21 protein-coding genes are annotated in these 26,171 nt (G+C 72.2%); 9 read left to right on the forward strand and 12 right to left on the reverse strand.

The window, feature by feature from the left end:
• The first annotated feature begins 41 nt into the window (after window positions 1-41).
• Window positions 42-491, forward strand: a complete 450-nt coding sequence (locus AB0K82_RS22130) for a DUF350 domain-containing protein (RefSeq protein ID WP_364399522.1) — start codon at window positions 42-44, stop codon at window positions 489-491.
• Window positions 492-614: 123 nt separating this feature from the next.
• On the opposite strand, the gene AB0K82_RS22135 is transcribed toward AB0K82_RS22130, so the two are convergent.
• Window positions 615-809: a DUF3046 domain-containing protein gene (locus AB0K82_RS22135; RefSeq protein ID WP_364399524.1), complete on the reverse strand. Its 195-nt coding sequence runs from the start codon at window positions 807-809 to the stop codon at window positions 615-617.
• A 68-nt stretch (window positions 810-877) separates the two neighbouring features.
• On the opposite strand from AB0K82_RS22135, the gene AB0K82_RS22140 reads away from it, so the two are divergent.
• Complete coding sequence (locus AB0K82_RS22140) at window positions 878-5,362, forward strand: ATP-dependent helicase (protein WP_364399526.1); 4,485 nt, start codon at window positions 878-880, stop codon at window positions 5,360-5,362.
• A gap of 84 nt (window positions 5,363-5,446) precedes the next feature.
• Here the strand turns inward: AB0K82_RS22140 and AB0K82_RS22145 are convergent, their stop codons facing one another.
• Both AB0K82_RS22145 and AB0K82_RS22150 read right to left on the reverse strand, forming a co-directional pair.
• A complete protein-coding gene (locus AB0K82_RS22145) occupies window positions 5,447-6,040 on the reverse strand; it encodes a hypothetical protein (RefSeq protein ID WP_364399528.1) in 594 nt (197 codons plus the stop codon).
• 320 nt (window positions 6,041-6,360) lie between these two features.
• Window positions 6,361-8,100 (reverse strand): protein kinase, encoded by a 1,740-nt coding sequence (locus AB0K82_RS22150; RefSeq protein WP_364399530.1) that lies wholly within the window; start codon window positions 8,098-8,100, stop codon window positions 6,361-6,363.
• A gap of 381 nt (window positions 8,101-8,481) precedes the next feature.
• Between AB0K82_RS22150 and AB0K82_RS22155 the strand changes: the two genes are divergently transcribed.
• Window positions 8,482-8,682 carry a hypothetical protein gene (locus AB0K82_RS22155; RefSeq protein WP_364399532.1) on the forward strand — a complete coding sequence of 67 codons (201 nt, stop codon included), beginning with the start codon at window positions 8,482-8,484 and terminating at the stop codon, window positions 8,680-8,682.
• A gap of 185 nt (window positions 8,683-8,867) precedes the next feature.
• Here AB0K82_RS22155 and AB0K82_RS22160 read toward each other — a convergent pair whose 3' ends face one another.
• Window positions 8,868-10,058 (reverse strand): ROK family transcriptional regulator, encoded by a 1,191-nt coding sequence (locus tag AB0K82_RS22160; RefSeq protein ID WP_364399534.1) that lies wholly within the window; start codon window positions 10,056-10,058, stop codon window positions 8,868-8,870.
• A gap of 219 nt (window positions 10,059-10,277) precedes the next feature.
• On the opposite strand from AB0K82_RS22160, the gene AB0K82_RS22165 reads away from it, so the two are divergent.
• From AB0K82_RS22165 to AB0K82_RS22190, 6 genes are all read left to right on the forward strand, one after another.
• Window positions 10,278-11,564: an extracellular solute-binding protein gene (locus tag AB0K82_RS22165; protein WP_364399536.1), complete on the forward strand. Its 1,287-nt coding sequence runs from the start codon at window positions 10,278-10,280 to the stop codon at window positions 11,562-11,564.
• A gap of 12 nt (window positions 11,565-11,576) precedes the next feature.
• The gene (locus AB0K82_RS22170; protein WP_364399538.1) at window positions 11,577-12,548 is read left to right on the forward strand and encodes a sugar ABC transporter permease; all 972 of its coding nucleotides are present in this window, start codon (window positions 11,577-11,579) and stop codon (window positions 12,546-12,548) included.
• Complete coding sequence (locus AB0K82_RS22175; protein WP_364399539.1) at window positions 12,545-13,387, forward strand: carbohydrate ABC transporter permease; 843 nt, start codon at window positions 12,545-12,547, stop codon at window positions 13,385-13,387. The genes AB0K82_RS22170 and AB0K82_RS22175 overlap by 4 nt, the downstream gene beginning before the upstream one ends.
• Window positions 13,387-14,847, forward strand: coding sequence for a glycoside hydrolase family 3 N-terminal domain-containing protein (locus AB0K82_RS22180; protein WP_364399541.1), 1,461 nt, complete (start codon window positions 13,387-13,389; stop codon window positions 14,845-14,847). Before AB0K82_RS22175 ends, AB0K82_RS22180 begins: the two co-directional genes overlap by 1 nt.
• Before the next feature lie 103 nt (window positions 14,848-14,950).
• A complete protein-coding gene (locus tag AB0K82_RS22185; RefSeq protein ID WP_364399543.1) occupies window positions 14,951-15,418 on the forward strand; it encodes an Rrf2 family transcriptional regulator in 468 nt (155 codons plus the stop codon).
• A 24-nt stretch (window positions 15,419-15,442) separates the two neighbouring features.
• Entirely contained in the window at window positions 15,443-16,237 is a 795-nt protein-coding gene (locus tag AB0K82_RS22190) for a DNA-formamidopyrimidine glycosylase family protein (protein WP_364399544.1), read from the forward strand.
• Between the two features lie 45 nt (window positions 16,238-16,282).
• On the opposite strand, the gene AB0K82_RS22195 is transcribed toward AB0K82_RS22190, so the two are convergent.
• The 8 genes from AB0K82_RS22195 to AB0K82_RS22230 all read right to left on the reverse strand — a co-directional run bounded on the left by AB0K82_RS22195 (window position 16,283) and on the right by AB0K82_RS22230 (window position 26,152).
• Complete coding sequence (locus AB0K82_RS22195; RefSeq protein WP_364399546.1) at window positions 16,283-16,750, reverse strand: DNA starvation/stationary phase protection protein; 468 nt, start codon at window positions 16,748-16,750, stop codon at window positions 16,283-16,285.
• Window positions 16,751-16,931: 181 nt separating this feature from the next.
• Window positions 16,932-17,303 carry a helix-turn-helix transcriptional regulator gene (locus AB0K82_RS22200; RefSeq protein WP_345361971.1) on the reverse strand — a complete coding sequence of 124 codons (372 nt, stop codon included), beginning with the start codon at window positions 17,301-17,303 and terminating at the stop codon, window positions 16,932-16,934.
• A gap of 111 nt (window positions 17,304-17,414) precedes the next feature.
• On the reverse strand, window positions 17,415-18,689 hold the full coding sequence (locus AB0K82_RS22205) for a CinA family nicotinamide mononucleotide deamidase-related protein (RefSeq protein ID WP_364399548.1): 1,275 nt from the start codon (window positions 18,687-18,689) through the stop codon (window positions 17,415-17,417).
• Window positions 18,661-19,269, reverse strand: coding sequence for a CDP-diacylglycerol--glycerol-3-phosphate 3-phosphatidyltransferase (pgsA, locus tag AB0K82_RS22210; protein WP_364399550.1), 609 nt, complete (start codon window positions 19,267-19,269; stop codon window positions 18,661-18,663). Before pgsA ends, AB0K82_RS22205 begins: the two co-directional genes overlap by 29 nt.
• Window positions 19,266-20,708: a MiaB/RimO family radical SAM methylthiotransferase gene (locus AB0K82_RS22215; protein ID WP_364399552.1), complete on the reverse strand. Its 1,443-nt coding sequence runs from the start codon at window positions 20,706-20,708 to the stop codon at window positions 19,266-19,268. The genes pgsA and AB0K82_RS22215 overlap by 4 nt, the downstream gene beginning before the upstream one ends.
• Before the next feature lie 106 nt (window positions 20,709-20,814).
• Complete coding sequence (locus AB0K82_RS22220) at window positions 20,815-21,552, reverse strand: helix-turn-helix domain-containing protein (protein WP_364399554.1); 738 nt, start codon at window positions 21,550-21,552, stop codon at window positions 20,815-20,817.
• A gap of 142 nt (window positions 21,553-21,694) precedes the next feature.
• On the reverse strand, window positions 21,695-24,256 hold the full coding sequence (locus AB0K82_RS22225; RefSeq protein WP_364399556.1) for a DNA translocase FtsK: 2,562 nt from the start codon (window positions 24,254-24,256) through the stop codon (window positions 21,695-21,697).
• 216 nt (window positions 24,257-24,472) lie between these two features.
• Window positions 24,473-26,152 carry a ribonuclease J gene (locus AB0K82_RS22230; RefSeq protein ID WP_364399558.1) on the reverse strand — a complete coding sequence of 560 codons (1,680 nt, stop codon included), beginning with the start codon at window positions 26,150-26,152 and terminating at the stop codon, window positions 24,473-24,475.
• Window positions 26,153-26,171 lie beyond the last annotated feature (19 nt).

A 26,171-nucleotide genomic window follows, 5' to 3' on the forward strand; every position in this document is an offset into this window, starting at 1 on the left:
CCCCTGGCACTCCCCCGACCTCGGCAAAGGAGAGAAGACAGATGGTCCTGGCGTTCTCACACGACTTCGGCACGGCGCTGGGCAAGGGCGCCGGCGCGATCGCCGCGTACACGGCCGTCGGCCTGGTCCTGCTGCTCATCGGCTTCTTCGCCGTCGACGTGACCACGCCGGGACGGCTCACCTCGATCATCCGTAACGGGCGGAACACGAACGCCGCGCTGCTGGCCGTCTGCGGCATCGTGGGGGTCGGGCTGGTCGTCGCCTCCTCGATCTACGCCTCCGGCGGCCGGCTGAGCGAGGGGCTGATCGCGACGCTGGTCTGGGGACTCGTGGGCATCGTGGCCCAGCAGATCGGGTTCCTGATCATCCGGGTCCTGCTCCGCATCGACGTCGCGGCGCTCATGGCCGCCGAGTCCCTGGAACCCGCCGCCGTGCTCCTCGGCGCGACGCAGGTGACGATCGGCCTGATCACCGCGGTCGCGGTCATCTGACGGCCCGCCGGCCGACCGCGGCCCGGCTACCGGCCGTCGTACGGCGCGAGCCGGGAGCGTACGGGCGCCGCGCCTACTCCTGGACGAGCCGCGTACGCGCCTCGGCGAGCAGCCGGTCGACGCTCACCGGAGCCGTTGCTGAACGTCGAAGGTGGCGCAGACGGCCCGCCAGACGTCCTTGGCGCTCTCCCCGTCGGCCAGCGCCTGCTCGATGGTGCGACCGTCGAGCTCGGCCATGACGTAGTCCTTGGCCACGCTCTCGGCGTAGCCCTCGCCGAACTGCTGGTTCATCCGATCCCAGAACACCGTTAGTCGCACGTGCCCCAAGCTACCGCCCGTCGTCACCGGCGAACGATTCAGTCGGTGGGGCGAGGCACACTGACAGAATGAACCCCGTCGACCGTTTCTCGGCCCCGACACGGGCCTGGTTCACCGGGGCCTTCGCGGCGCCCACGACGGCCCAGACGGGCGCCTGGGAGGCGATCGCCCGCGGCGACAACACCCTGGTGGTGGCGCCGACCGGGTCGGGCAAGACCCTCGCCGCGTTCCTGTGGTCGCTCGACCGGCTGGCCTCGACGCCGGCGCCGGAGGATCCGAAGCGCCGCTGCCGCGTGGTGTACGTATCCCCGCTCAAGGCCCTGGCGGTCGACATCGAGCGCAACCTGCGCGCCCCGCTGACCGGGCTGCGGCAGACGGCGCGGCGGCTGGGACTGGACGAGCCGGACATCGGCGTCTCCGTACGCTCCGGGGACACCCCCGCCGACGAGCGCCGCCGGTTCGCGACGAAGCCGTCCGACATCCTGATCACGACGCCGGAGTCGCTCTTCCTGATGCTGACGTCGCAGGCCCGCGAGGCGCTGCGCGGCGTGGAGACCGTGATCGTCGACGAGGTGCACGCCGTGGCGGCCACCAAGCGCGGCGCCCACCTGGCGCTGTCCCTGGAGCGGCTGGACGCGCTGCTGGAGCGTCCCGCGCAGCGGATCGGGCTGTCGGCGACGGTTCGCCCGGTGACGGAGGTCGCGACCTTCCTCGGCGGGGTACGGCCCGCGACCGTGGTCCAGCCGCCGCACGGGAAGGAGGTCGACCTGCGGATCTCCGTGCCGGTGGAGGACATGACCGAGCTTCCGCCCGACCCGCGTGGCGAGGACGACTCCCCGTTGCGGGGGCGCAACCTCTGGCCGCACGTCGAGGACGCCGTGCTCAACCTGATCGAGGAGCACCGGTCGACGATCGTGTTCGCCAACTCCCGGCGCCTGGCCGAGCGGCTGAGCGGGCGGCTCAACGAGCTCTCCTGGGAGAGGCAGAACGGCGAGGCGCTGCCGCAGGACTCCTCACCTGCGGAGATGATGGCGCAGGCGGGGGCCTCGCGCGGCGCGCCCGCCGACGTCGTACGCGCACACCACGGCTCGGTCTCCAAGGAGGAGCGGGCCGGCATCGAGGAGTCGCTGAAGGCCGGCCGGCTGCCGGCCGTGGTGGCGACCTCCAGCCTGGAGCTGGGCATCGACATGGGCGCGGTGGACCTGGTCGTGCAGGTGGAGTCGCCGCCGTCGGTGGCGGCCGGGCTGCAGCGGATCGGCCGGGCCGGGCACCAGGTCGGCGCCGTCTCCAAGGGCGTCATCTTCCCGAAGTACCGGGGCGACCTCGTGCAGACGGCGGTCGTGGCCGAGCGGATGCGCGACGGGCGGATCGAGGAGCTGCGGTATCCGCGCAACCCCCTGGACGTGCTGGCGCAGCAGATCGTCGCGATGACCGCGATGGACGAGTGGCCGGTGGACGAGCTGGAGACGCTCGTCCGCCGGGCGGCGCCGTTCGCGACGCTGCCCCGGTCGGTGCTGGAGGCGACCCTCGACATGCTCGCGGGCCGGTACCCCAGCGACGAGTTCGGCGAGCTGCGGCCGCGGCTGGTGTGGGACCGCGTCGCGGGGGTGCTGCGCGGCCGGCCCGGCGGGCAGCGGCTGGCGGTGACCAGCGGCGGCACGATCCCCGACCGCGGCCTGTTCGGCGTCTTCCTCGTCGGCGAGAAGTCCTCACGGGTCGGCGAGCTCGACGAGGAGATGGTGTACGAGTCGCGGGTCGGCGACGTGTTCGTGCTGGGCGCGAGCTCGTGGCGGATCGAGGACATCACGCCCGACCGCGTGCTGGTCTCCCCCGCGCCGGGCCATCCGGGGAAGCTGCCGTTCTGGCACGGTGACGCGCCGGGGCGGCCGGCGGAGCTGGGCCGGGCGCTGGGGGCGTTCAGCCGTGAACTGGCCACGCTCGAGCCGGACCCGGCCCGCGCGCGGTTGGGCGAGGCCGGCCTGGACGACTGGGCGGCGGGCAATCTCGTGGCGTACCTCGCCGAGCAGCGGGAGGCCACCGGCTACGTCCCCGACGACCGGACGCTGGTGGTGGAGCGGTTCCGCGACGAGCTCGGCGACTGGCGGGTGGTCGTGCACTCGCCGTTCGGGGCGCGGGTGCACGCGCCGTGGGCCCTCGCCATGGCCGCGCGGCTGCGGGAGCGGTACGGCGTGGAGGCGCAGGCCGCGCACTCCGACGACGGCATCGTGCTGCGGGTGCCCGACACGGGCGCCGCGTTCGACGAGACCGGCGCGGCTCCGCCGGCGGGCGATCTGGCGGTGTTCGACCCCGAGGAGATCGAGCGGATCGTCACCGACGAGCTGGGCAACTCGGCGCTGTTCGCCTCCAGGTTCCGGGAGTGCGCGGCGCGGGCGCTGCTGCTGCCCCGACGGCATCCGGGCCGGCGCATGCCGCTGTGGCAGCAGCGGCAGCGGGCCGCGCAACTGCTGTCGGTGGCGAGCCGCTACCCCTCCTTCCCGATCGTGCTTGAGACGGTGCGCGAATGCCTGCAGGACGTCTTCGACGTGCCGGGCCTGATCGCGCTGATGCGGGAGCTGGCGAGCCGCAAGGCGCGGCTCGTCGAGGTCGAGACGCAGGTGCCGTCGCCGTACGCGCGGTCCCTGCTGTTCGGGTACATCGGCGCGTTCATGTACGAGGGCGACGCCCCCCTCGCGGAGCGGCGCGCCCAGGCCCTCGCGCTGGACTCGACGCTGCTCGCCGAGCTGCTGGGCCAGGCGGACCTGCGTGAGCTGCTCGACCCGGAGGTGGTCGCGGAGGCCGACCGCGAGCTGCGGCGGCTGACGCCCGACCGGCACGCCCGCGACCGGGAGGGCACCGCCGACCTGCTGCGCGAGCTCGGGCCGCTGAGCACCGACGAGCTGGTCGAACGCGGCGTCGATCCGCACTGGCCGGCCGAGTTGGAGGACGCCCGCCGGGCCATCCGGGTGCGGATCGGCGGCGTCGAGCGCTGGGCGGCGATCGAGGACGCCGCCCGGCTGCGCGACGCGCTCGGCGTTCCACTGCCCGTGGGCATCCCGGAGGCGTTCCTGGAGCCGGTCGCCGACCCCCTCGCCGACCTGCTCAGCCGGTACGCCCGTACGCACGGGCCGTTCCACGCGGCCGACGCGGCGGCGCGGTTCGGGCTCGGCGTCGCCGTGGTGACCGACGGGCTGCGGCGGCTGGCCGCGGCGGGCCGGGTCGCCGAGGGCGACTTCACGCCCGGCGAACGCGGCACGGAGTGGTGCGACGCGGGCGTGCTGCGGATGCTGCGCCGCCGCTCCCTCGCCCGGCTGCGGGCCGAGGTGGAGCCGTCGCCGCCGGAGGCGCTCGCCCGGTTCCTGCCCGCCTGGCACGGCATCACGGCGCGCGGCTCGCTGCGCGGCATCGACGCGCTCGTGCACGCGATCGAGCAGCTGCAGGGCGCGGCGGTGCCCGCGTCCGCCCTGGAGTCGCTGGTCCTGCCCGCGCGTGTGCCCGGCTACTCCCCCACGATGCTCGACGAGCTGACCGCCTCCGGCGAGGTCGTGTGGGTGGGCCAGGGCGGGCTGCCGGGCGGCGACGGCTGGGTGTCCCTGTACCTCGCGGACACGGCCCCCCTGCTGATGCCCGAATCCGCCGAGATCACCCTGACGCCGCTGCACGAACGCGTCCTGGAGTCGCTGTCCGACGGCAGCGCGGTGTTCTTCCGCACGCTGTCCGACCGCGTCGGGTCGCTGAACGACCAGGAGCTCGTCACCGCGCTGTGGGACCTGGTGTGGGCGGGCCGGCTCACGAACGACACCCTCGCGCCGCTGCGCGCCCGGCTCGGCTCGAGCCGTACGACGCACCGGTCCCGGACGCGTCGGCGGCCGGCCATGCCGTCGCGCACCGGCCCGCCGACCGTCGCGGGCCGCTGGTGGCTGCTGCCCGAGCCGGAGGCCGACACGACGCGGCGCGGGCACGCGCAGGCCGAGACGCTGCTCGACCGGTACGGCATCGTGATCCGCGGGGCCGTCATGGCCGAGCGGACGCCGGGCGGGTTCGCGGCGGTGTACCCGGTGCTCAAGGCGTTCGAGGAGTCCGGACGGGCCCGGCGGGGCTACTTCGTCGAGGGCCTGGGCGCGGCGCAGTTCGCGCTGCCCGGCGCCGTGGACCGGCTGCGCGCGACGCGTCCCGACGCCGACGCGCCGCGCGCGGTGGTGCTCGCCGCGACCGACCCGGCCAACCCGTACGGCGCGGCGCTGCCCTGGCCGGAGCGGTCCGGTGAGGTGGCGAGCGGGCACAAGCCCGGCCGCAAGGCGGGCGCGCTCGTCGCGCTGGTCGACGGCCGCCTCACGCTGTACGTCGAACGCGGCGGCAAGACCCTGCTGTCCTGGGGCGAGGACGACCTGCAGCCCGCCGTGGACGCCCTGGCCCTGGCCGTACGCGAGGGCGCGCTCGGCAAGCTCACCGTCGAACGCGCCGACGGCGAGTCGATCGTCGACTCCCCGCTCGCCGCCGCCCTGGAGGCCGCCGGCTTCCACCCCACCCCCCGCGGCCTCCGCCTCCGGGGTTGAACGCCTGCCGGGTAAGCGGCAGGCCGCCGGTTCGATCTCGGCCGGAGGCTTCGTGGGTGCGGGTCCGGCCGACCGGGGATACACCTAGTGGATGATCTGGCCTGCGGTCGTCCAGTCCGTGGTGATGGCCTTCTGAGCGGCGGCCAGTGTCACTGTGCCGGCGCATACGGCTTTGTACAGCTTGAACTCGATGTCGTCCTTGGGATTCGGTGACGCGCCGGGTTCGGGCCACAGGTTCTGCGGATCGCGTGGTGCGCCGCCGAGGCTCAGCGGAATGAAGTGGTCCTCTTCGTAGGAGCGCGGATTGGTGTCCGTGTAGCCGTACTCGCGGATCTGCTGCCGTTTCAGCGCGTCGGTGTAGGCGACGGGTGGGCGGATCGTCTTCGTGTAGCCGGAGATACAGATCGTGTGGTGAATGTTGGCTTGGGTCACGGCGGGGTTGAGGGCGCCAGGAGTGCAGTGCGGATCCGGATGGGTGGTGGCCGGGTCAAGGCTGGAGGCGTGACATGACCCGGGCGCGAGGGTGCTGGTCGGCTCCGGAGCGGCGGTGTCCGTTGGTCTCCCCGCGGATCGCGAGGAGCCGGCCCTGTCGCGATGCGATGAGACCCGCGAGGCGGTGGAGTTACAGCCGGCCAGCAGCAGGCACGCGGCGATGGCGGCCGTGATGGAGCGAAGCATGAGGGACCTCCCAAATCGGGGGAAATCCATCATGCGACCAGATAGATGATCGAGTCGCTTAAATAACCGGAATCAGACATATCCACGTGGCACGCCTATCGGCCGGATCTCGCGGCCGCCGGTGGGGTTGAGGGAAAGCGCATCGAGGCCCGCGTGCGCGTCGGGCACAACGCTCGGTCAAGCCACCGGAAGCGGGGCCCTTATCAGGACGTATCACCCAGCTACTCGGGCCTTTACCGAGACTCGCGTCCGCCCCTAGACGTGAGGCCCGCCACCGGCGTCCGGGACAGTTCGGTACGCCGTGGGGGGCGGAGGGATGGTCAGTGGCAGTGGGTCCAGCCGCTGGTCCAGGCGGCCGTCGGGGAGGAGCCGCCCCAGCGGACGCACTTGTCCTTGGCGGGCAGGCGTACCGGGCCGGCGAAGAAGGGGGTGGTCGCCGACCTGGTGCCCTGGCCGCCGTCCTTGACCGCCAGGGTCGCGGTCATGCGGACCTTGTCGCCGTTCGACTTGGGGACCATGGTGACGACGCAGTTCGCGCCGCTGGCGTCGTTGTAGAGCAGATGAACGGTCGCCCCGCCGAGCCCGTGGCTCTCGATCTTGTGGAAGCCGGGACCGCACAGCCGCTCGGGGGTGTACGGGTTGGCCCGCATGGTCTTCTTCGGGGTCGGCGAATGCGACGGCGTCTTCTTCCGCGTCGGCCGGTGCGACGGCGTGTGCGACTTCTTGGCCTTGTGCTTCTTGACGCTGGGGCTGGGCTCGGCGGCGTTCTGGCCGTCCCCGCCGTTGTTCATCGCCGCGTACACGGCGCCGCCGCCGGCCAGCAGGATGACGCCGGCGACGACCGCGGCGACGACGCCTCCCGTGCCGCCTCTCCTCGGTGCCGGCTCCCGGCCGTACGCGGGCGCGGGCGGCGTCACGGGCGGGAGGTTGTACGTGCCGCCGTCGGACGGGTGATGGGCCCCGGGCGGCGCGGCGGAGCCCGGACCGTACGGCGGCATCCGCCGGGTGGACGACGTGGGTGGGCCGGCGGGCATCCGCATCGTGCCGGCACCCTGCGGACCGGCGGGGGGCAGCACCTGCGTTCCGGCGCCCTGCGGACCGGCCGGCGGGAGCACCTCGGTGCCGCCTCCGGGCCTGCCGCCCGGCGGCAGCACCTCCGTCGCACCGCCCGTCGCACCGGCCGGCGGGAAAGCGCCCCCGCCGGGCATCGGCGCTCCGGGCGCGCCGGAGAGGTCGAGGAGGCCGGTGGCGCCCTGCTGGCCCATCAGCGCGTCCATGAGCTGCCGGGCGGTCGGGCGCCGCGCCGGGTCCTTGGCGAGACAGGCCGCGACGATCTGGCGCAGCCGTCCGTCCAGGGCCCCGAGGTCGGGCTCGTCGTGGAGGATGCTGTGGATCACCGTGGGGATGGACTTGTTGCCGAACGGGGGCTTGCCCGAGGCGGCGCACGCGATCGTGACGCCCCACGCGAACATGTCGGTCGCCGGGCCGACGCGCCCCTCGGTCAGCTGCTCGGGCGCCATGAAGGCGGGCGTGCCGACGACCTGGCTGGCGGCGGTCGTCCCGGTCGCGTCGAGTGCGCGGGCGATGCCGAAGTCGATCACCACGGGGCCGTCCGGGCCCATGAGGACGTTGCCGGGCTTGAAATCCCGGTGCACCACGCCGGCCTGGTGGATGGCCGCGAGCGCGGTGGCGGTGTTGATGGCCAGCCGGTCGAGGGCGGCGCCCTGGCGGGGCCCCTCCTCCCGGAGCTGCTGCTGCAGCGAAGGGCCCGGAACGTACTCGCTGACGATGTACGGGCGGTCGTCGGCCATGCCGACGTGCAGGACCTGAGCGGTGCAGAAGCGGGCGACCCGCTTGGTGACCTCGACCTCGCGGACGAAGCGGGTGCGGGCCCCGGCGTCCTCCATCAGCTGAGCCTGGAGGACCTTGATCGCGACGGACTCGCCGGCGCCACGGCCGAGGTAGACGATGCCCTGGCCGCCCTCACCGAGCCGCCCGACGACCTCGTACGCCCCCAGCCGCCGGGGATCCCCGTTCGCAAGCGGCTGGACATTCGGCACGGCGGGCCTCCCGATAGATCAACACAGTCGCCGCAGAACCTATCAATGCGGCAGGAACGATCCGTACGCGACGGCGGAGAACGTACGCTCGGCGACGCTGCGTGACCGCGAGCGATGCCCATCGGCTCGGGGATGAGAGATCCCTTGCATCAGTACATCCCGCATTACATCGGCTAGTAGGCCGTCACGCCGACCGGTCGGTTCTTTCGTGTGCTCGGTCGACGCGAGTGGCGACGGCGGTCACGGCGTGGGCCGAACCGGTTGCGTCGTGGCGCCCACCGGGACGGTCTGAACGGCGACCTTCGTGGGTCGTGTCACCAAAGGGAAGGATCACGCTCCCGTGTGAAGGAGTCGTGTTCCCCAACGGAAAGGAACACCCCGATGTCGAACCAGGACGAAATCCAGGAGCACCGCGACGCGGGTAACGCGGCCCGCCGGCGGCACGCCGAAGCGGCCGAGGAGGCACTGTTCGCGACCTTCTCGGGGGACACTGCCGCTCTCGAAGCAGCCCGGCAGAAGTCCATCGCGGCCGAGAAGGACTACAACGACCACGCGGCGGCGATCGAGCGCCTGTGTGGCTGAGCTCAACCGCCTCCAGAGGGCCTGAACACTGAGCCGGCCGGGTCGCACTGCGGCCCGGCCGGCTTCTCGCGTGCTCGGTCGGGCGGGACGGCCACGGGGTGCCGGTCCGGCTCGGCGGCCGGTCGGAGCGCGGGAGCCGGCCGTGCCCGCTCTCCCGCACACGTCCCGTCTGGCGGCGCCGCCGCTCAGGCGGGCGAGGCGGAGAACACGTCGTCGCGGGCGCGGTCGACGGCGGCGAGCAGCGCGCCGCGCAGGACGGGGTTCCCCTCCACCCGGGTGAGGGCGACCCGGGGACGCGTCGGGCAGATCCGCGCGACGGCCTCCTCAACGAGCCCGGCGAGCCGCTCCCCGCCGGCCCGCCCGACGTCCCCGGCGATCACGACGAGTCCGGGGTCCAGCACGATCGTCACGGACGCGACGCCGTACGCCAGGCGCGCGGCGAGCTCGCGCATGAACGGCTCGCCGTCCTCCCCCGCCCCGGCCGCCGTCCGCACGCACTCGGTCGCGGTCGAGGCGGCGAAGCCGTACCGGCCGGCGAGCTCGCGGATCGCGTCGGCGCCGACGAGCGCGCCGAGGCCGCCGCCGAGTGCCGGCATGCCCCAGGTCAGCGACTCGGTGTCCTCGTCGGGCAGCGGCATGCCCGGCACGGGAAGGTAGCCGATCTCCCCGGCGCCGCCGGAGACGCCGCGGTGCAGCCGGCCGCCGAGCATGACGGCGAGCCCGATGCCGCGGGTCGCCCACAGCAGGGCGAAGTCGCCGACGTCCCGGGCCGCGCCGTCGGCCCGCTCGGCGAGCGCGGCGAGGTTCACGTCGTTCTCGATGGTCACCTCGAGCCGCAGGTCGCGGCGGAGCGCCTGGAGGATGCCCGCGTGCCAGTGCGGCAGGTCGTAGATGAACTGCACGTCCCCGGTGCGCGGGTCGATGACGCCGGGGGTGCCGAGGACGAGCGCGTGCAGTTTGGCGAGCGAGATCCGGGCCGAGCGGCAGGCCTTGACGACGGCGTCATGGATGACGGACACCGGGTCCTCGGCGCCGTTCGGGTCGACGGTCACCTCGGCGGCTATCTGCCCGGTGATGTCGGCGACGCCGGCCGTCACGCGGTTGGGACCGACCTCGATGCCGGCGACGTACGCGCTGGAGGGGACGACGGCGTACAGGGCGGCGTTGGGTCCTCGGCCGCCGGCCTGCTCGCCGACGACGGACACGAGGCCGCGCTCCTGCAGCCGGGAGAGCAGCTGAGACGCGGTGACCTTGGACAGGCCGGTGTGCTGCCCGATCTGCGCCCGGGTGAGCGGGCCGGAGCTCACGAGGAGATCCAGGGCGGATCGGTCGTTGAGCTCGCGCAGCAGCCTCGGTGTCCCCGGGCGACTCGGCATCTGCGGCCCCATTCCGTATCGATTTGGTGACGGCCTATTGCTTAGGAAACTTTCTTGTTAGTTTAGCAGCCAAGCAACCCGTTACCCCAAGTTTAGACATGAGCCGCTACAGCGCCGGCTGTAGGAGCGCTTCACCACCAGCGCATACGACACAACCGCACGACACGGACCCCGTGCGGCGACGTACGCGCCGGTGGCGTGACCGAAGGGAGTTCCATTATGCGGTTCACCAAGGCCGCCGCCACAGCCGCCGTCCTCACGGTCGCCGTCGCGGGCTGCGGCGGGAACGACAAGAAGGACGATTCGGCCGGAGGCAAGGACCCGGCGAAGATCGTCGTCTGGCAGATGGGCGACGGCAGCCCCGAGCAGACGAAGTTCCTCGACGGGGTCAAGGCCGAGTTCCAGCAGAAGCACCCGAAGACCGACGTCCAGGTGCAGTACATCCCCTGGCCGCAGGCCACCCAGAAGTTCCAGACCGCGATCGCCGGCGGCTCCGGCCCCGACGTGACCGAGGTCGGCAACACCGACGTGCAGTCCTGGATCGAGCAGGGGGCCTTCGCCGACATCAGTGACAAGCTGAAGGGCTGGGCCGAGGGCAAGGACCTCAACAAGGGCGCCCTCGCCAACGACCAGGTGGACGGCAAGACGTACGCCGCTCCCTGGTACGGCGGCGTCCGGGCCGTCTGGTACCACAAGGACTGGTTCAAGGCGCTGGGCATCCAGCCCCCGACATCCTGGGCCGGCCTCGTGGACGCGGCCAAGAAGATCCAGGACAAGAAGGGCGTGCCGGGCATCGCCGCGCCGAGCGACTGGACGAACGGCATCCTCAGCTTCGTCTGGGCCAACGGCGGCGACGTCGCCGTCAAGCAGGGCGGCAAGTGGGCGGGCACGCTCGCGCAGCCCCAGGCCAAGGAGGCCGTCCAGTTCTACGCCGGCCTCGTCAGCAAGGACAAGGTCGCCCCGGACAAGTACGTCGGCAAGAACGAGCTGCAGGGCCCCCAGCAGGACTTCGCGCTCGGCAAGGTCGGCATGTACATGGACGGCAGCTGGGCCCTCCCCCAGCTGCAGAAGATCAACGCCAAGGACTCCGCGAACTGGGGCGTCTTCCCGATCCCGGGCAAGGACGGCGGTCTCGCGCCGGTCTTCTCCGGCGGCTCGGACCTGGCGGTCTGGAAGGACAGCAAGTACAAGGACGTCGCGTTCGACTACCTGACCGTGCTGGACAGCAAGAAGAACGCGCAGGCCTTCGCCTCCACGCTGAAGTTCCTGCCGCAGTTCACCGACGTCCTGCAGAGCGCGACGTACAAGAACGACCCGATCATGGGTCCCTTCGCGCAGGCCGCCGCCAGCGGCGTGCGGTTCACGCCCACGAGCAAGGGCTGGGCCGACTACGAGGGCGCCAAGAAGGTGCTGCCGAACGCGGTCAAGGCCATCATGCAGGGCAAGTCTCCCGACGAGGAGCTGCAGAAGGCCGACGAGCAGGCCGCTTCCCTGCTCAACCAGTAAGGAACCGCCTCCATGCTCGACACCGCTCAGCCGGTGCGGCGGACGCCGGGCCGGGACGTCACCGGCCCGGCCCGGCCTCGTCGCCGCCCACGCTCCGGGCCGTACCTGCTCATCCTGCCGGCGCTCCTGGTCATCGGCGTGCTGCTGATCTGGCCCGTCGTCCAGATCGGCCGGATGTCGTTCGAGAAGGTCGGCGTGCGGCAGCTCCGCGGGGAGCCGGCCGAGAACGTCGGCCTCGCCAACTACCGGCAGATTCTCGGCGACGGGTTCTTCTGGACCACGTTCCGCCACACGGTCCTGTTCGCGGTCGTCGCGGTCACCGTGACCCTGCTGATCGGGACGCTCGTCGGCCTGCTGATCAACCGGCTCGGCAGGAAGATGTCGGCCTTCGTCGCGGGCGGCGTGATGATCGCGTGGGCGACCCCGCCGATCACCGCCGCGATCATCTTCTCCTGGCTGTTCGGCACCACCGGCGGCCTGGTCAACTGGTTCCTCGACCTCCTGCCGAACGCGCTGGTGGGATCGGGCTGGGCGAATTACAACTGGTTCGCCACGCCGCTGCCGACGTACACCGTCCTGACGATCTGCGTCGTGTGGATGTCGTTCCCGTTCGTCGCGGTCTCGGTGCTCGCCGGGCTGCGGACGGTGCCGAGCGAGCTGTACGAAGCGGCCCGCGTCGACGGCTCCAGTCCATGGCAGAACTTCTGGAAGATCACCTTTCCGCTGCTGCGCCCGATCTTCGGCGTCCTGCTGGTGCTCTCGGTGATCTGGGACTTCCGCGTGTTCACCCAGCTGTTCGTCATGTCGGGCCTGGCCAACCGCGACTCGTTCAACCTGTCGCTGTACGGCTACTCGGAGGCGTTCGGCTCGCTCAACGCCAGGTACGGCCTCGGCTCGGCGATCGCCGTGGTCCTCACCCTGATCGTTCTGCTCGTCACCGCGATGTACGCGCGGATGGTCATCCGTCAGGAGGGAGCGGCATGAGAGCTCCGCTGTGGCGCCGTATCGCGCTCAACGCCGCCGGCATCGGCGTGTTCCTCATCTCGGCCTTCCCGGTGTTCTGGATGGTCTCCACGGCGTTCAAGCCGAACGGAGAGATCTTCAGCGCCACGCCGCACCCGCTGCCGGAGCACCCGACCCTGGGGCACTTCCGCTTCGTCGTGGGCGGCGGCATCGCCGGGGTCTCCTTCTGGCACTACCTGGCGAACAGCGCGATCCTGGCGATCGCGACCGTGCTGATCTCCGGGCTGCTCGCGCTCCTGGCGGCGACGGCCGTGGCGCGGTTCCGGTTCCGGTTCCGCACGACCTTCCTGATCATGCTGCTCATCGTGCAGATGGTCCCGTGCGAGGCGCTGGTCATCCCGCTGTTCGTCGATCTCAAGCGGATGGACATGCTGAACAGCCTGGTCGGCCTGACCGCCGTGTACGTCGGGTTCGCGCTGCCGTTCGGCATCTGGATGCTGCGCGGATTCGTCGCGGCCGTGCCCAAGGAGCTGGAGGAGGCGGCGGCGCTCGACGGCGCCGGACACCTGCGGACCTTCTTCCGGGTACTGCTCCCCCTCGTGGCACCCGGCCTCGTGGCGACGAGCGTCTTCTCCTTCATCACCGCCTGGAACGAATTCCCCTTCGCCTACACATTCCTCAAAGACCAGGACAAGGCCACCTTGCCCATCATGTTGCAGTTCTTCTTCGGCCGTTCCGGAAACGATTGGGGCCCGATCATGGCGGCGTCCACGCTGCTCACCCTCCCCGTCATCGCGTTCTTCCTCATCGTGCAGCGCCGGATGGTGTCCGGCCTGGTGGCAGGGGCGGTGAAGGGTTGATGAGCGACCCGTCTCTCGAGCGCCTCGCGAACGCCACGCTGCTCGCCCCCTTCCCCGGCGCCACTCCGCCGCGCTGGATCCTGGAGGGCCTGGAGCGGGGCATGAGCGGAGTGACGCTCTTCGCCATCAACGGCAACGTGCCGGGCACCACCGAGCTGGCCGAGCTCACCGCGGCGTTGCGGGGGCACGCCGATCCGCTGATCTCCATCGACGAGGAGGGCGGCGACGTCACGCGGCTCGCCCATGACACCGGCAGCCCGTACCCGGGCAGCGCCGCGCTCGGCGTCCTGGACGATCCCGCCGTCACCCGGCGGGTGTACCGCTCGCTCGGCGCCGAACTGCGGGAGGTGGGAGTCAACCTGAACTTCGCCCCGTCCGCGGACGTCAACACCGCCGACGACAACCCGATCATCGGGACCCGGGCGTTCGGCTCCGACCCCGAGACGGTCGCACGGCACATCGCCGCGGCGGTCGCCGGGTTGCAGGAGGCCGGGGTCGCCGCGTGCGCCAAGCACTTCCCCGGCCACGGCGCGACCTCCCAGGACTCCCACCTGGAGATCCCGACGGTGGACGCCGACCTGCCGCTGCTGGAACGCCGCGATCTCGTCCCGTTCCGCGCCGCCATCCAGGCGGGGGTCGCCTCCGTCATGACCGGTCACCTCCGCGTTCCGGCCCTCACCGGCGACACTCCCGCGACCCTCTCGCACGCCGCGATCACCGGGCTGCTGCGCGGTGCCCTCGGGTACACGGGGCCGGTCGTCAGCGACGCTCTGGACATGCGCGCCGCCAGCGACGCGATCGGCATCCCCGAGGCGTCCGTCCGTGCCCTCCTGGCGGGTTCGGATCTGCTGTGCCTGGGCTCGAAGGAGTTCGAGGACAGCGTGCGCGCCATCCGTGAGCACATCGTCGAGGCCGTACGCCAGGGGCGGCTGCCCGGTGAGCGGCTCGAGGAGGCCGCGGCGCGGGTCGCCGACCTCAAGGCGTGGCTCGCCACCGCCGGCAGCGCGGAGGTCGACCGCGCGGTGGGGCTGGAGGCGGCCCGCCGGGCCGTCCGGGTCACCGGTACGCCCTCGATCTCCTCCGGCCCCGTCGTCGTCGAGATCCAGGCTCCGTCGAACATCGCGGTCGGGCCGGTCCCCTGGGGTTTCGGCCCCTGGGTGCCGGACGTGGTGCGCGTGGAGGCCGCCGACGCCGACGCCCCGGGCCTTTTGGAACGTGCCCACGGGCGGTCGCTCGTCATCGTCGTCCGGGACGCGCACCGGTACCCCGGGCAGCGCGACCTGGTGACGGCGCTGCTGGCCGCCCGTCCGGACGCCGTCCTGGTCGAGATGGGAGTGCCGGTCTGGCGGCCGGAAGGAGCCGCGTACGTCGCGACGTACGGGGCCACGCGCGCCAACGCCCGGGCCGCGGCGGAGGTGATCGGTCTCCTGGAGCCGGTGTCCGGTGACGCCCTGGCGTAGGGATCGGCCCGAAACAGGGCGGATGACGGGAAAAACCCGAACCCCGATCGGAAAACGGGGGCGCTTGGCGTGATCAGTTCCGTCGAGGCGGGATAATCGGAACATGCGATTGTCCGCCCGGGTCGATTACGCGCTCCGCGCGTCCGCCGAGCTAGCCGTCGGCGGCGAACGCCCCGTGACGGCCGTCCAGCTGGCTGAGGCGCAACAGATTCCCCCGAAGTTCCTGGAGAACATCCTCAGCCAGCTGCGCCGTTCGGGGCTCGTCCGCAGCCAGCGCGGGCCGGAGGGCGGCTACTGGCTCGCCCGCCCGGCGAATCAGATCTCGCTGGCCGACATCATCCGGGCCATCGACGGCCCGCTCGTCGGCGTGCGCGGGGAGCGGCCGGAGCACCTGGGGTACGAAGGACCGGCGCGCGCTCTGCAGACCGTGTGGATCGCCCTGCGGGCGAGCGAGCGGGCCATCCTCGAACAGGTGACCCTCGCCGACGTCGCGTCCGGCGAGCTGCCCCCCGCGGTCAACAAGCTGACCGAGGATCCGGCCGCCTGGGACTCCCCCGCCTTCCGGAGCTGAGACGGCGGCCGGGCCGGGGACGCCATGCCGGAGGGAGACGTCGTCTGGGCGGCCGCCAAGCGGCTGCACGCGGCGCTCGCCGGACGGGTGCTCACGCGCAGCGACTTCCGGGTGCCGCGCTACGCCACCACCGACCTGACCGGTCGTTCGGTCATCGAGGCGGTCTCCCGCGGAAAGCACCTGCTCATCCGGGTCGAGGGCGACGTCACCGTGCACACGCACCTGCGCATGGAGGGGACCTGGCGGATCCGGCGGGCCGGCCCGCCGCCCCCGCGCGACCATCGCCTGCGACTGGTCCTGGCCAACGCCGAGTGGCAGGCGCTCGGATACTCCCTCGGCGTCGTGGAGGTCGTGCGCACCTCGCGGGAGGACCGCGTCGTCGGCCACCTGGGACCTGACCTGCTCGGCCCGGACTGGGACCCGGCCGAGGCGGTGCGCCGCCTCCGGGAGCGCCCGGAGCGGGCGATCGGCGAGGCGCTGCTCGACCAGACCCGGCTGGCCGGCATCGGCAACCTCTACAAGGCGGAGGTGCTGTTCCTGCGGGGCGTCGACCCGTGGTGTCCCGTCGGCGCGGTCCCCGACCTGGAGGCCCTCGTCGAGCTCGCCCGCCGGCTGCTGGACGCCAACAAGGATCACCAGGACCAGATCACCACGGGCGAACGCCGGCCGGGCGCGCAGAACTACGTCTACGGACGCGCCGGGCGCCCCTGCCGGCGCTGCCGGACGCGCATCCGGCGGGCGGAGCAGGGCGACCGGCCCGAGGAGCGGATCACGTTCTGGTGCCCCTTCTGCCAGCCGCCCCGGGAGCCGACGCCGTGACCGGGACCGAGCGGCGGGGTCCTCCGCCGTCCGGTCGGGCCGCGCTCAGCGCTGGGCCTCGAACATCCAGTGCTGCTTCTCCAGGTCCTGCGCGACGGCGATCAGCAGGTCCTGGGTGACGAGGTCCGAGTCGTCCGTGGTCTCGATGCGGTCACGGAACCGCTGGATCATCTGGGCGAGCAGGTCGGTGACCGCGGCGATCACCTTGTCGTCCTGCAGGTAGCCGGCGTCGAGCTGGTGGACCTTGGTCGTGTCGGCGACCGTGCGCGCCCGGCCGTCCGGGTTGACCCCGATCGCCACCGCCCGCTCGGCGAGCGTGTCCGCGTGCTCACGGGCCAGGTCGACGAGCTCGTCGAGCTGGAGGTGGATGGAGCGGAAGTTGCGCCCGGTGAGATTCCAGTGCGCCTGCTTGCCCAGCAGGTGCAGATCGACGAGATCCACCAGCGACTCCTGCAGGACGGCGCCGGTCACCTTGCGCGCATCGTCGGGAAGCGGGCTCTTCACGGTCGACATCGCCGAGTCTCCTTCTCAGTCAGGTCAATGTCCCCTTTCAGGGGCGACCCTTCCCGGGGAGGGACCGGATAACCGTGTGATTCGGCTCGCGTCGGGGGCCCGCCCGCCCCGACGCGGAGACACGGACACCCTGGTCGCGGACGGCCGCGACCAGGGCGTTGTGCGCGTATCGAACGGGCCGTCAGGCCGCGACCATGTCGGCGCGGAGCGCGTTCTCGATCGTCTCGGGGGTGTTGGGGATGGCGTCGGCCGAAATCCTGTCGCCGTCGAGCCGCTCATGCTCCGGCGGCGCACCTGCCATCACGGGCTCCTGCTGCAGCTCGGCCAGCGCCAGCTGATCGGAGACGTCGCGCAGCACGTGCGACAGCGGCACGCCGAGGGCTTTGCAGATCGAGGCGAGCAGCTCCGAGGAGGCTTCCTTCTGTCCCCGCTCAACCTCGGACAGATAACCCAGCGACACCCGTGCCGCCGCGGAAACTTCCCGGAGGGTACGGCCTTGGCGCAGCCGCAGCTGCCGGAGTACGTCGCCGAGCAGCTGACGAAGCAGGACCATGTCTCGCTCCCTCCGTGAGTCCTGACTCATCTACCGGTTCCACCGTACCTGTCTTCACGATGCACGTGGCAGACCGAAACTTTCATGTTCGCTTCCGACGTAACGCTGTAATCACCCCGGTTCTTCCCGGTGGCCCGCCGTGACGGCCCAACTCTCACTGGAGTCCAGTGTGAGCAGATGACGCCGCAGCAGGTCAAGTGCATGGACGACGGTCATCCTGCGAATCGGGCCGCGGGCGCGCTCGCCGTCCCCGGCCACCGGCAGCCGAACCGAGCGAACCTTCGCGGAACCGCCGGTTTCGGCCACCGCGACATGGACCGTGCCGACCGGCTGCCCGTCCTGCGGGTCGGGGCCGGCCACACCGGTCACGGCCAGGCCGTAGGAGGCGCCGAGACGCTCGCGGACGCCGGTGGCCATCGCGGCGGCGACGTCCGGGTGGACGGCGCCGTGCGCGGCCAGCAGGTCCGCCGGGACGCCGAGGAGCGAATGTTTGAGAGGGGTCGCGTAAGCGACCACACCTCCTACGAACGTCGCCGACGATCCGGGCATTCCGGTGAGCTCGGCGCCGAGCAGGCCACCGGTGAGCGACTCGGCCACCGCGACGGTGGCGTTCCGCTCCGCCAGGAGGCGATGGACGACGCGGTCGAGGTCGAGGTCCTCCTCGGCGTACACCGAGCCGCCGAGCAGCTCACGCGCCAGCGCCGCGGCCTCGGCCACCCGGTCCTCGGCGGTACCGGTGATCCGCACCCGGACCTCGCCGGGCGACGGGTAGTAGGCGAGGCGCACGCCGGGGAGCGCCTCCACCGGCGCGAGACGCGCGGCGACCACCGACTCCCACACCGTCGCCGTGCGCAGCACGCGGGCCGCCACGGGAGTCCCGGCCAGCTCGGGCAGCACGTGCTCGTCGACGATGGCGCGCATCTCCTCCGGCACGCCCGGCACGGCGTACGCGACGCCGCCGGGAAGGGTCACGCGCAGGCCCGGCGCGGTGCCGGCCGGATTGGGCAGCCGCCGGGCGCCCTCCGGGACGTCGGCCATCCGCAGCGCCGACTCGCGCAGCGGCACACCGCGGCTGACGGCCCGCTCCCGCAGCCGGGCCTCCAGGTCCGGGTCACGGCGCAGGGCGACCCCCGCGGCACGGGCCAGCGCGTCCCGGGTCACGTCGTCGGAGGTGCCGCCGAGGCCGCCGGTGACGATGACGGCGTCCGCGCGCTCCAGAGCCTCTCTCAGCGCCGTGACGATCGTCTCGGTGTCGTCGGGGACGACCACGTCGCGGACGACCTCCACGCCCGCCTCCGTGAGGCGCCGCCCGAGCCACCCGGCGTTGCCGTTGAAGATGTCGCCGCGCAGGAGCTCGTCACCGACGTTCAGCAGCTCGACTCGCACGCCCGTCCTTCCCCAGTTTCCATGCCTTGACCAGGTAGTCCAGGCCCGTGACGAGGGTGACCACCGTCGCGGCCCCCATGACGATCCAGCGCAGCGGGTCGAACGGGCCGGGCATGATGTACAGGCCGATGGCGATCACCTGCAGCGTCGTCTTCAGCTTGCCGCCACGGCTGGCGGCGATCACGCCGTACCGGATGACGACGAACCGCAGCAGCGTGATGCCCAGCTCCCGGACGAGGATGGCGATCGTCACCCACCACCAGAGCCGCCCGAGCAGAGAGAGGCCGACCAGCGCGGATCCGACGAGCGCCTTGTCGGCGATCGGGTCGAGGATCTTGCCGAAGTCGGTGATGAGGTTGCGCCGGCGGGCGAGCTCGCCGTCGACGCGGTCGGTGAGCGACGCCACGACGAACATCCCCAGCGCGGCGACCCGCCACCAGGTCCCCTCGATGAACAGCAGCCAGACGAAGAACGGGACCAGCACCAGGCGGACGACGGTCAGCAGGTTCGCGACGTTGAGCACCCCCGCCTGCGGGGCCACCGGCGTGGCGATCGGGTCGTCGCCGGCGGAGGTCGTCATGCCCCGTCCACGACGGCGAGGAGGTCGACGCCCATCGCCTCGACGACGCGCGCGCGTACGATCCGCCCGACGGGCGGATCGCCCTTCAGGGTCACGACGCCGTCGATCTCGGGGGCCTGGTGCGCGGCCCGGCCCTCGCCGGGCTCCTCGACCAGGACCTCCACGGTCGATCCGATGCGCTCCTCGGCACGCTGGGCGGTGAGCTCCTCGGCGAGCGAGGACAGGTCGGCGACGCGGGCGTCGATCTCGGCGGCGTCCAGCTTGCCGTCGAAACCGACCGCCTCGGTGCCCTCCTCGTCGGAGTAGCCGAACACGCCGACGGCGTCGAGGCGGGCGGCGGTGAGGAACCGCGCGAGCTCGTCGACGTCGTGTTCGGTCTCGCCGGGGAAGCCGACGATGAAGTTGGAGCGCACGCCGGCCTCGGGGGCGAGCGCGCGGATCTGCTCGAGCAGGCCGAGGAACCGCTCGCGGTCGCCGAACCGCTTCATCCGGCGCAGCAGCGGGCCGCTGGCGTGCTGGAAGGACAGGTCGAAGTACGGCGCGACGCCGGGCGTCGTGGCGATCGCCTCGATCAGCCCGGGGCGCAGCTCGGCGGGCTGCAGGTAGCTCACCCGGACCCGCTCGACGCCGGGCACGGCGGCGAGCTCGGGCAGCAGCGTCTCCAGCAGGCGGATGTCGCCGAGGTCCTTGCCGTAGGAGGTGGAGTTCTCGCTGACCAGGACGATCTCGCGGACACCCTGACCGGCCAGCCAGCGGGCCTCGTCGAGGACCTCGGTGGGCCGGCGCGAGACGTACGCCCCGCGGAAGGCCGGGATGGCGCAGAACGTACATCGCCGGTCGCAGCCGGAGGCGAGCTTGAGCGGGGCCGCCGGTCCACCGCCGAGGCGCCGCCGCAGGACGCGCGGGCCGCTCGCCGGGGCGACGCCCTCGGGCAGGTCCGGCGCGTCGAGGGCGGGCGGCGGATCACCGTGGCCCGGGACGTGGACGTCGGCCCCGGACCGCTGGACCGGGCTGAGCGGCAGCAGCTTGCGCCGGTCCTGCGGCGTGTGGGCCCGGTGCGGGCGGCCGGCGAGGACGTCCTCGAGGCGCTCGCCGATGGCGGCGTAGTCGTCGAAGCTCAGCACCGCGTCGGCCTCGGGCAGCGACTCGGCCAGCTCCGCGCCGTACCGCTCGGCGAGGCACCCGGCCGCCACGACCCGCGCCCCGGAGTCGGACGCCGCGAGCAGGGTGTCGATCGAGTCCTTCTTCGCGGCGTCGATGAAGCCGCAGGTGTTGACGAGGACGACCGAGGCGTCGCCGGAGTCGTCGAGCGTCCAGCCCGCGCTCTCCAGGCGTGCCGCGAGCTCCTCGGAGTCGACCTCGTTGCGGGCGCAGCCGAGGGTGACCAGGGAGACGGTCCGGCGATCCGCCGAGTCGGTGGGTTGGTCGGCGGTGCTCACGCGCGGTGCTCCCCTCTCGCGGGGCGCGTGCGCTGCGCGGCCGCGGGCTCAGTACGCGGGGTGGACATGCCCCATACGGTACTGGCCCGCACGAGGCGGGCTGCCCTCAGCCTTTCTGCGGATCTCCCGGGCCGAAGGCGAGCCGGACGACCTGGCCGTCCGGGCCGGGTGTGCCGAGGTCCTTGCCGTTCACGGTGAGGCGCACCCCGCCGCCGTTGCCGATGACCAGGCGGATGTGCTTCTTGGCCGACCACTCCTGGGACTGACCGGCGCGGATGACGCCGCTGAACAGCTGCTTGCCCTTGTCGTCCTCAACGCTGAGCCAGCTCGCCCGCTTGGCCTTGAGGCGGACGGTGACCTCCTTGCGGGGCGCCTGGGCCACGGCGGCGGTGTGCGACGGGCGGACCGTCGCCGTCGCGGTGGCGGCCGGCGCGGCGGCCCGCTCGGCGGACTTGTGGCGCTCCTGCCCGGTGGCGACCCGGAAGATCCCGTACAGCACGACGGCGACCAGGGCGACCGCCATGGCGGCGCTCCAGTTCGGCGAGCGGCGCTCCAGGATCTTGACCGGGGTCTTCGCCTCGAACGCCAGCCGCGCGGAGACCGCCTGCGGCGGGCCCCCGTGCGCGTCGTCGTACTCCTGAACCAGCGGCTCCGGGTCGATCCCGGTGGCGCGCGCGATGCTCCGGATGTGGCCGCGGGCGTAGAAGTCCCCGCCGCACATGCTGAAGTCGTCGCGCTCGATGGCCTGGAGCACCGTCTCGCGGATGCGAGTCCGGCCGGCGACCTGCGGGACGCTGAGACCCGCCTCCTGGCGGGCCTTCGCGAGGGTGCCACCGATCGTCACGACACGCCTCCTGGGAACCTTGTGGCGGTGTTCAGGTCCACGCCGCCGGGTCGCCTCCCCGCTCCGTGATCAGTCTATGAAGGCGGTGCGTGAGAAGCGACGTGCAACGCGCACTAAGTCAGCTACCCCAAGATCTCGATCGCTACTCTCCGCGCAGGGACGCGAGCACACCGGGTAGATCGTCGGGTTTGACCAGGACGTCACGTGCCTTCGACCCCTCGCTGGGGCCCACTATGTTGCGGCTTTCCAGCAGGTCCATGAGGCGCCCCGCCTTCGCGAACCCGACGCGCAGCTTCCGCTGCAGCATCGAGGTCGAGCCGAACTGCGTGGAGACGATCAGCTCGGCCGCCTGGATCAGCAGCTCGAGGTCGTCGCCGATGTCCTCGTCGATCTCCTTCTTGCGCGTCTCCGCCGCGGCGACGTCCTCGCGGTAGTCGGGCTCGGCCTGCTTCTTGCAGTGCTCGACGACCTCGTGGATCTCCTTCTCCGAGACGTAGGCGTTCTGCAGCCGCATGGGCTTGCTCGCGCCCATCGGCAGGAACAGCGCGTCACCCTGGCCGACCAGCTTCTCGGCGCCCGGCTGGTCGAGGATGACGCGGCTGTCGGCGAGGCTGGAGGTCGCGAACGCCAGCCGGGACGGGACGTTCGCCTTGATCAGGCCGGTGACGACGTCGACGCTGGGCCGCTGTGTGGCGAGCACCAGGTGGATGCCTGCCGCGCGGGCCAGCTGGGTGATGCGCACGACCGAGTCCTCGACGTCGCGGGGCGCGACCATCATGAGGTCGGCGAGCTCGTCGACGATCACGAGGAGGTAGGGGTACGGCTGGTAGACGCGCTCGCTGCCCGGCGGGGCGGTGAGCTTGCCCGCGACGACGGCCTTGTTGAAGTCGTCGATGTGGCGGTACCCGGAGGCGGCGAGGTCGTCGTAGCGCCGGTCCATCTCACCGACCACCCACTGCAGCGCCTCGGCGGCCTTCTTGGGGTTGGTGATGATCGGTGTGATCAGGTGCGGGATCCCGGCGTACGAGGTGAGCTCGACGCGCTTGGGATCGACGAGGACCATGCGCACCTCGTCCGGGGTCGACCGCATGAGGATCGAGGTGATCAGGCCGTTGATGCAGGTCGACTTACCGGCGCCGGTGGCGCCCGCGATGAGCATGTGCGGCATCTTGGCGAGGTTGGCCACGACGGTGCGGCCCTCGACGTCCTTGCCGAGCCCGACGAGCATCGGGTGGTGGTCGCCTGCCGCCACCGAGGACCGCAGGGTGTCCCCCAGGCTGACGATGTCCTTGTCGGTGTTGGGGATCTCGACGCCGATCGCGGACTTGCCGGGGATCGGGGAGATGATCCGCACGTCGGCGCTCTTGACGGCGAGCGCGATGTTCTTGGCCAGCGCGGTGATCCGCTCGACCTTGACGGCGGGGCCGAGCTCGATCTCGTACCGGGTGATCGTCGGGCCCCGGGTGAAGCCGGTGACCTGCGCGTCGATGTTGAACTGGTCGAGCACCTCGGACAGGGCGTTCACGACGACGTCGTTGGCCTTGGTGCGCGGCTTTACGACCGATCCGGCCTTCAGGACGCCGGGGGGCGGCAGCCGGTAGGTGCCGTCGCCCGTCGACGAGGTCGACAGGGTGAGCTGCTCGGTGATCCGCGGCGCCGGCGTCGGGTCGGGCGGCATGGGAGGCTCCGGCGGCTCCGGAGGCGACAGCAGTTCGTCGGCGAGGCTCGGCCCCTCGTCCTCCTCGAAGATCTCGTCGGCCCGCGTGGTCCGGGTCTCGGACACGACCGGCGTGTCGTACGGCTGCTGGTGCTCGCCGACCTCGACCTCGGTCTTGCGGGACCGTTTCCGATTCTTTGCGGTCTTCGCCGGCTCCTCCGGCTCCTCGCGCAGCAGCATCCGGTCCCGCAGCTCGGCGAGCCGGTCCGGCACCCGGTGCACGGGTGTCGCGGTCACGACGAGCACGCCGAAGCCGACCAGCAACAACAGCAGTGGGACCGCGACGAAGGCGGTGACGGTGCTGGTGAGCGGCGCGGACAGCAGCCAGCCGAGCAGGCCGCCGCTGTCCTGGAGGGCGTGCTCGCCCGCGCTGGGGTACGGCGTGCCGTGCGCGATGTGCACGATGCCGACGATGCCGCCGACCAGCGCCGCGCAGCCGATGAGAATGCGGCCGACGTCGCCGTTGCGCTCGGGATGGCGCAGCAGCCGCCAGGCCGGCAGGAGGCAGATCAGTGGCAGCACCATGGCCAGCGATCCCAGGCAGTCCCGGATCAGCCGGCCCAGGTTCTTCAGCGCCCAGGTGTGCGGGTCGAACCAGGTGGCCGCGGCCAGGACGATCACCAGGCCGAGGAAGGCGAGGCCCTGCCCGTCGCGGCGGTGCTCCTCGTCCAGCTCGCGGGCCCCCCGCCCGAACGTCCGCGCCATCCCGCCCACGGCGCGGGCCAGGAGCAGCCACACCTGGGCCACGAACTGCCAGAAGCCGAGGAAGAGGGTGCTGATCGGATCGGGCCGCTGCGGGGGGCGGGAGCGCGCCGCCGGACGGGACGCCGCCGGTGCGCGCTTGCGCGTCCCCGACGCGCGTGCCGGGGTCTTCGCGGCGGACGCCTTGCCCCCGGCCGCCGGTTTACGGGCGGCGGGCCTTCGCGCCGTGCCGCCACGCGTACCTGAGGAGGAGCCCTTAGCACCCCCGGGCGTACGTGTGGCCATGATGGCGAGACTAGCGGCGCCCCGCCCGCTGCCGTTGAACCTCGCCTTACGGCGTGTCGTCGATCGGCCGTCGGGGGGCCGAACCGGCCGGTCCCCCGGACGCGAGTCCGGAGGACCCCGACCGATCCCGTCCGGCCGGCCCCCGGACGCGAGTCGGGGGACACGAGCCGGTCCCGTCCGGCCCGGTCCGTGCGGACCGGACCGGTTCGGGGTGGGTCAGACCTCGACGATGACCGGGATGATCATCGGGCGGCGGCCGTAGGTCTCGTTGACCCAGCGACCCACCGTGCGGCGCACGAGCTGCCGCAACTGGTGGATGTCGTTGATGCCGTCCGCGGCGCAGGTGTCCAGGGCGTCCTCGATGCGCGGGATGACCGGCTCGAAGCTGTCGATCCCGGCTCCGCGGGCGTGGATCTCCGGGCCGCCGAGGGGCTTGCCGCTCTCGGAGTCGACCACGACGACGATGGAGACGAAGCCCTCGTCGCCGAGGATGCGGCGGTCCTTCAGCGAGGTCTCGGTGATCTCGCCGACCGACAGGCCGTCGACGTAGACGTACCCGGCCCGGACGGCTCCGGCGATCTGCGCCTTGCCGTCGACCAGGTCGACCACCACGCCGTCCTCGGCGATGATGACGTTCTCGTGGGGGACGCCGGTGAGCTCGGCCAGCCGGGCGTGCGCCCGCAGGTGCCGCCACTCGCCGTGGACCGGCATGAAGTTGCTCGGCCGGGTCATGTTCAGCACGTACAGCAGCTCGCCGGCCGGGGAGTGACCGGAGACGTGTACGAGCGCGTTGCCCTTGTGCACGACCCGCGCGCCCCAGCGGGTGAGGCCGTTGATGACGCGGTTGACGGCGTTCTCGTTGCCGGGGATGAGCGACGACGCGAGGATCACCGTGTCGCCCTCCTCGATCCGGATCTGGTGGTCCCGGTTCGCCATCCGGGACAGCGCCGACATCGGCTCGCCCTGCGAGCCGGTGCAGACCAGCACCACCTTCTCGGCGGGCAGGCCGTCGATCTCCTTCTGGTCGACCATGATCCCGCCGGGCACGCGCAGGTAGCCCAGGTCGCGGGCGACGCCCATGTTGCGCACCATGGACCGGCCGACGAGGCAGACCTTGCGGCCGCTGGCGTGCGCGGCGTCCAGGACCTGCTGCACGCGGTGGACGTGCGAGGCGAAGCAGGCGACGATGACGCGCTTCTCCGCCACGCGGAGCACGTCGCCCAGGACGACGCCGATGTCGCGCTCGCTGGTGACGAAGCCGGGGACCTCGGCGTTGGTGGAGTCCGACAGCAGCAGGTCGATGCCCTCGGCGCCGAGGCGGGCGAACCCGCCGAGGTCGGTGAGCCGGCCGTCCAGCGGCAACTGGTCCATCTTGAAGTCGCCGGTGGCCAGCACGAGCCCGGCGGGCGTGCGGAGGGCGACCGCCAGGGCGTCGGGGATCGAGTGGTTGACCGCGAGGAACTCACAGTCGAACGGTCCAAAGGACCGCCGCTCGCCCTCGGCCACGCGCAGCGCGACCGGGTTGATGCGGTGCTCGGCGAGCTTGGCCTCCAGCAGCGCGAGGGTCAGCCGTGAACCGACGACGGGGATGTCCGGCCGCTCCCGCAGGAGGTACGGCACGGCGCCGATGTGGTCCTCGTGGCCATGGGTGAGGATCACCGCCTCGATGTCGTCGAGGCGGTCACGGATGTAGTCGAAGTCCGGCAGGATCAGGTCGACGCCGGGCTGTTCCGTCTCGGGGAACAGCACGCCGCAGTCGACGATCGCCAGCCGGCCGTCGTACTCGAAGACCGTCATGTTGCGGCCGATCTCGCCGAGGCCGCCGAGCGGCACGATCCGCAGACCGCCCTGGACGAGCGGCCGCGGAGCACCGAGACCGGGATGCGGGTGACTCATCGCCACACCCCCTCGCGGG

The sequence above is a fragment of the Actinoallomurus sp. NPDC052274 genome (genome assembly GCF_040679475.1).
In the GTDB taxonomy this organism is placed as follows: Bacteria; Actinomycetota; Actinomycetes; order Streptosporangiales; family Streptosporangiaceae; genus Actinoallomurus; species Actinoallomurus liliacearum.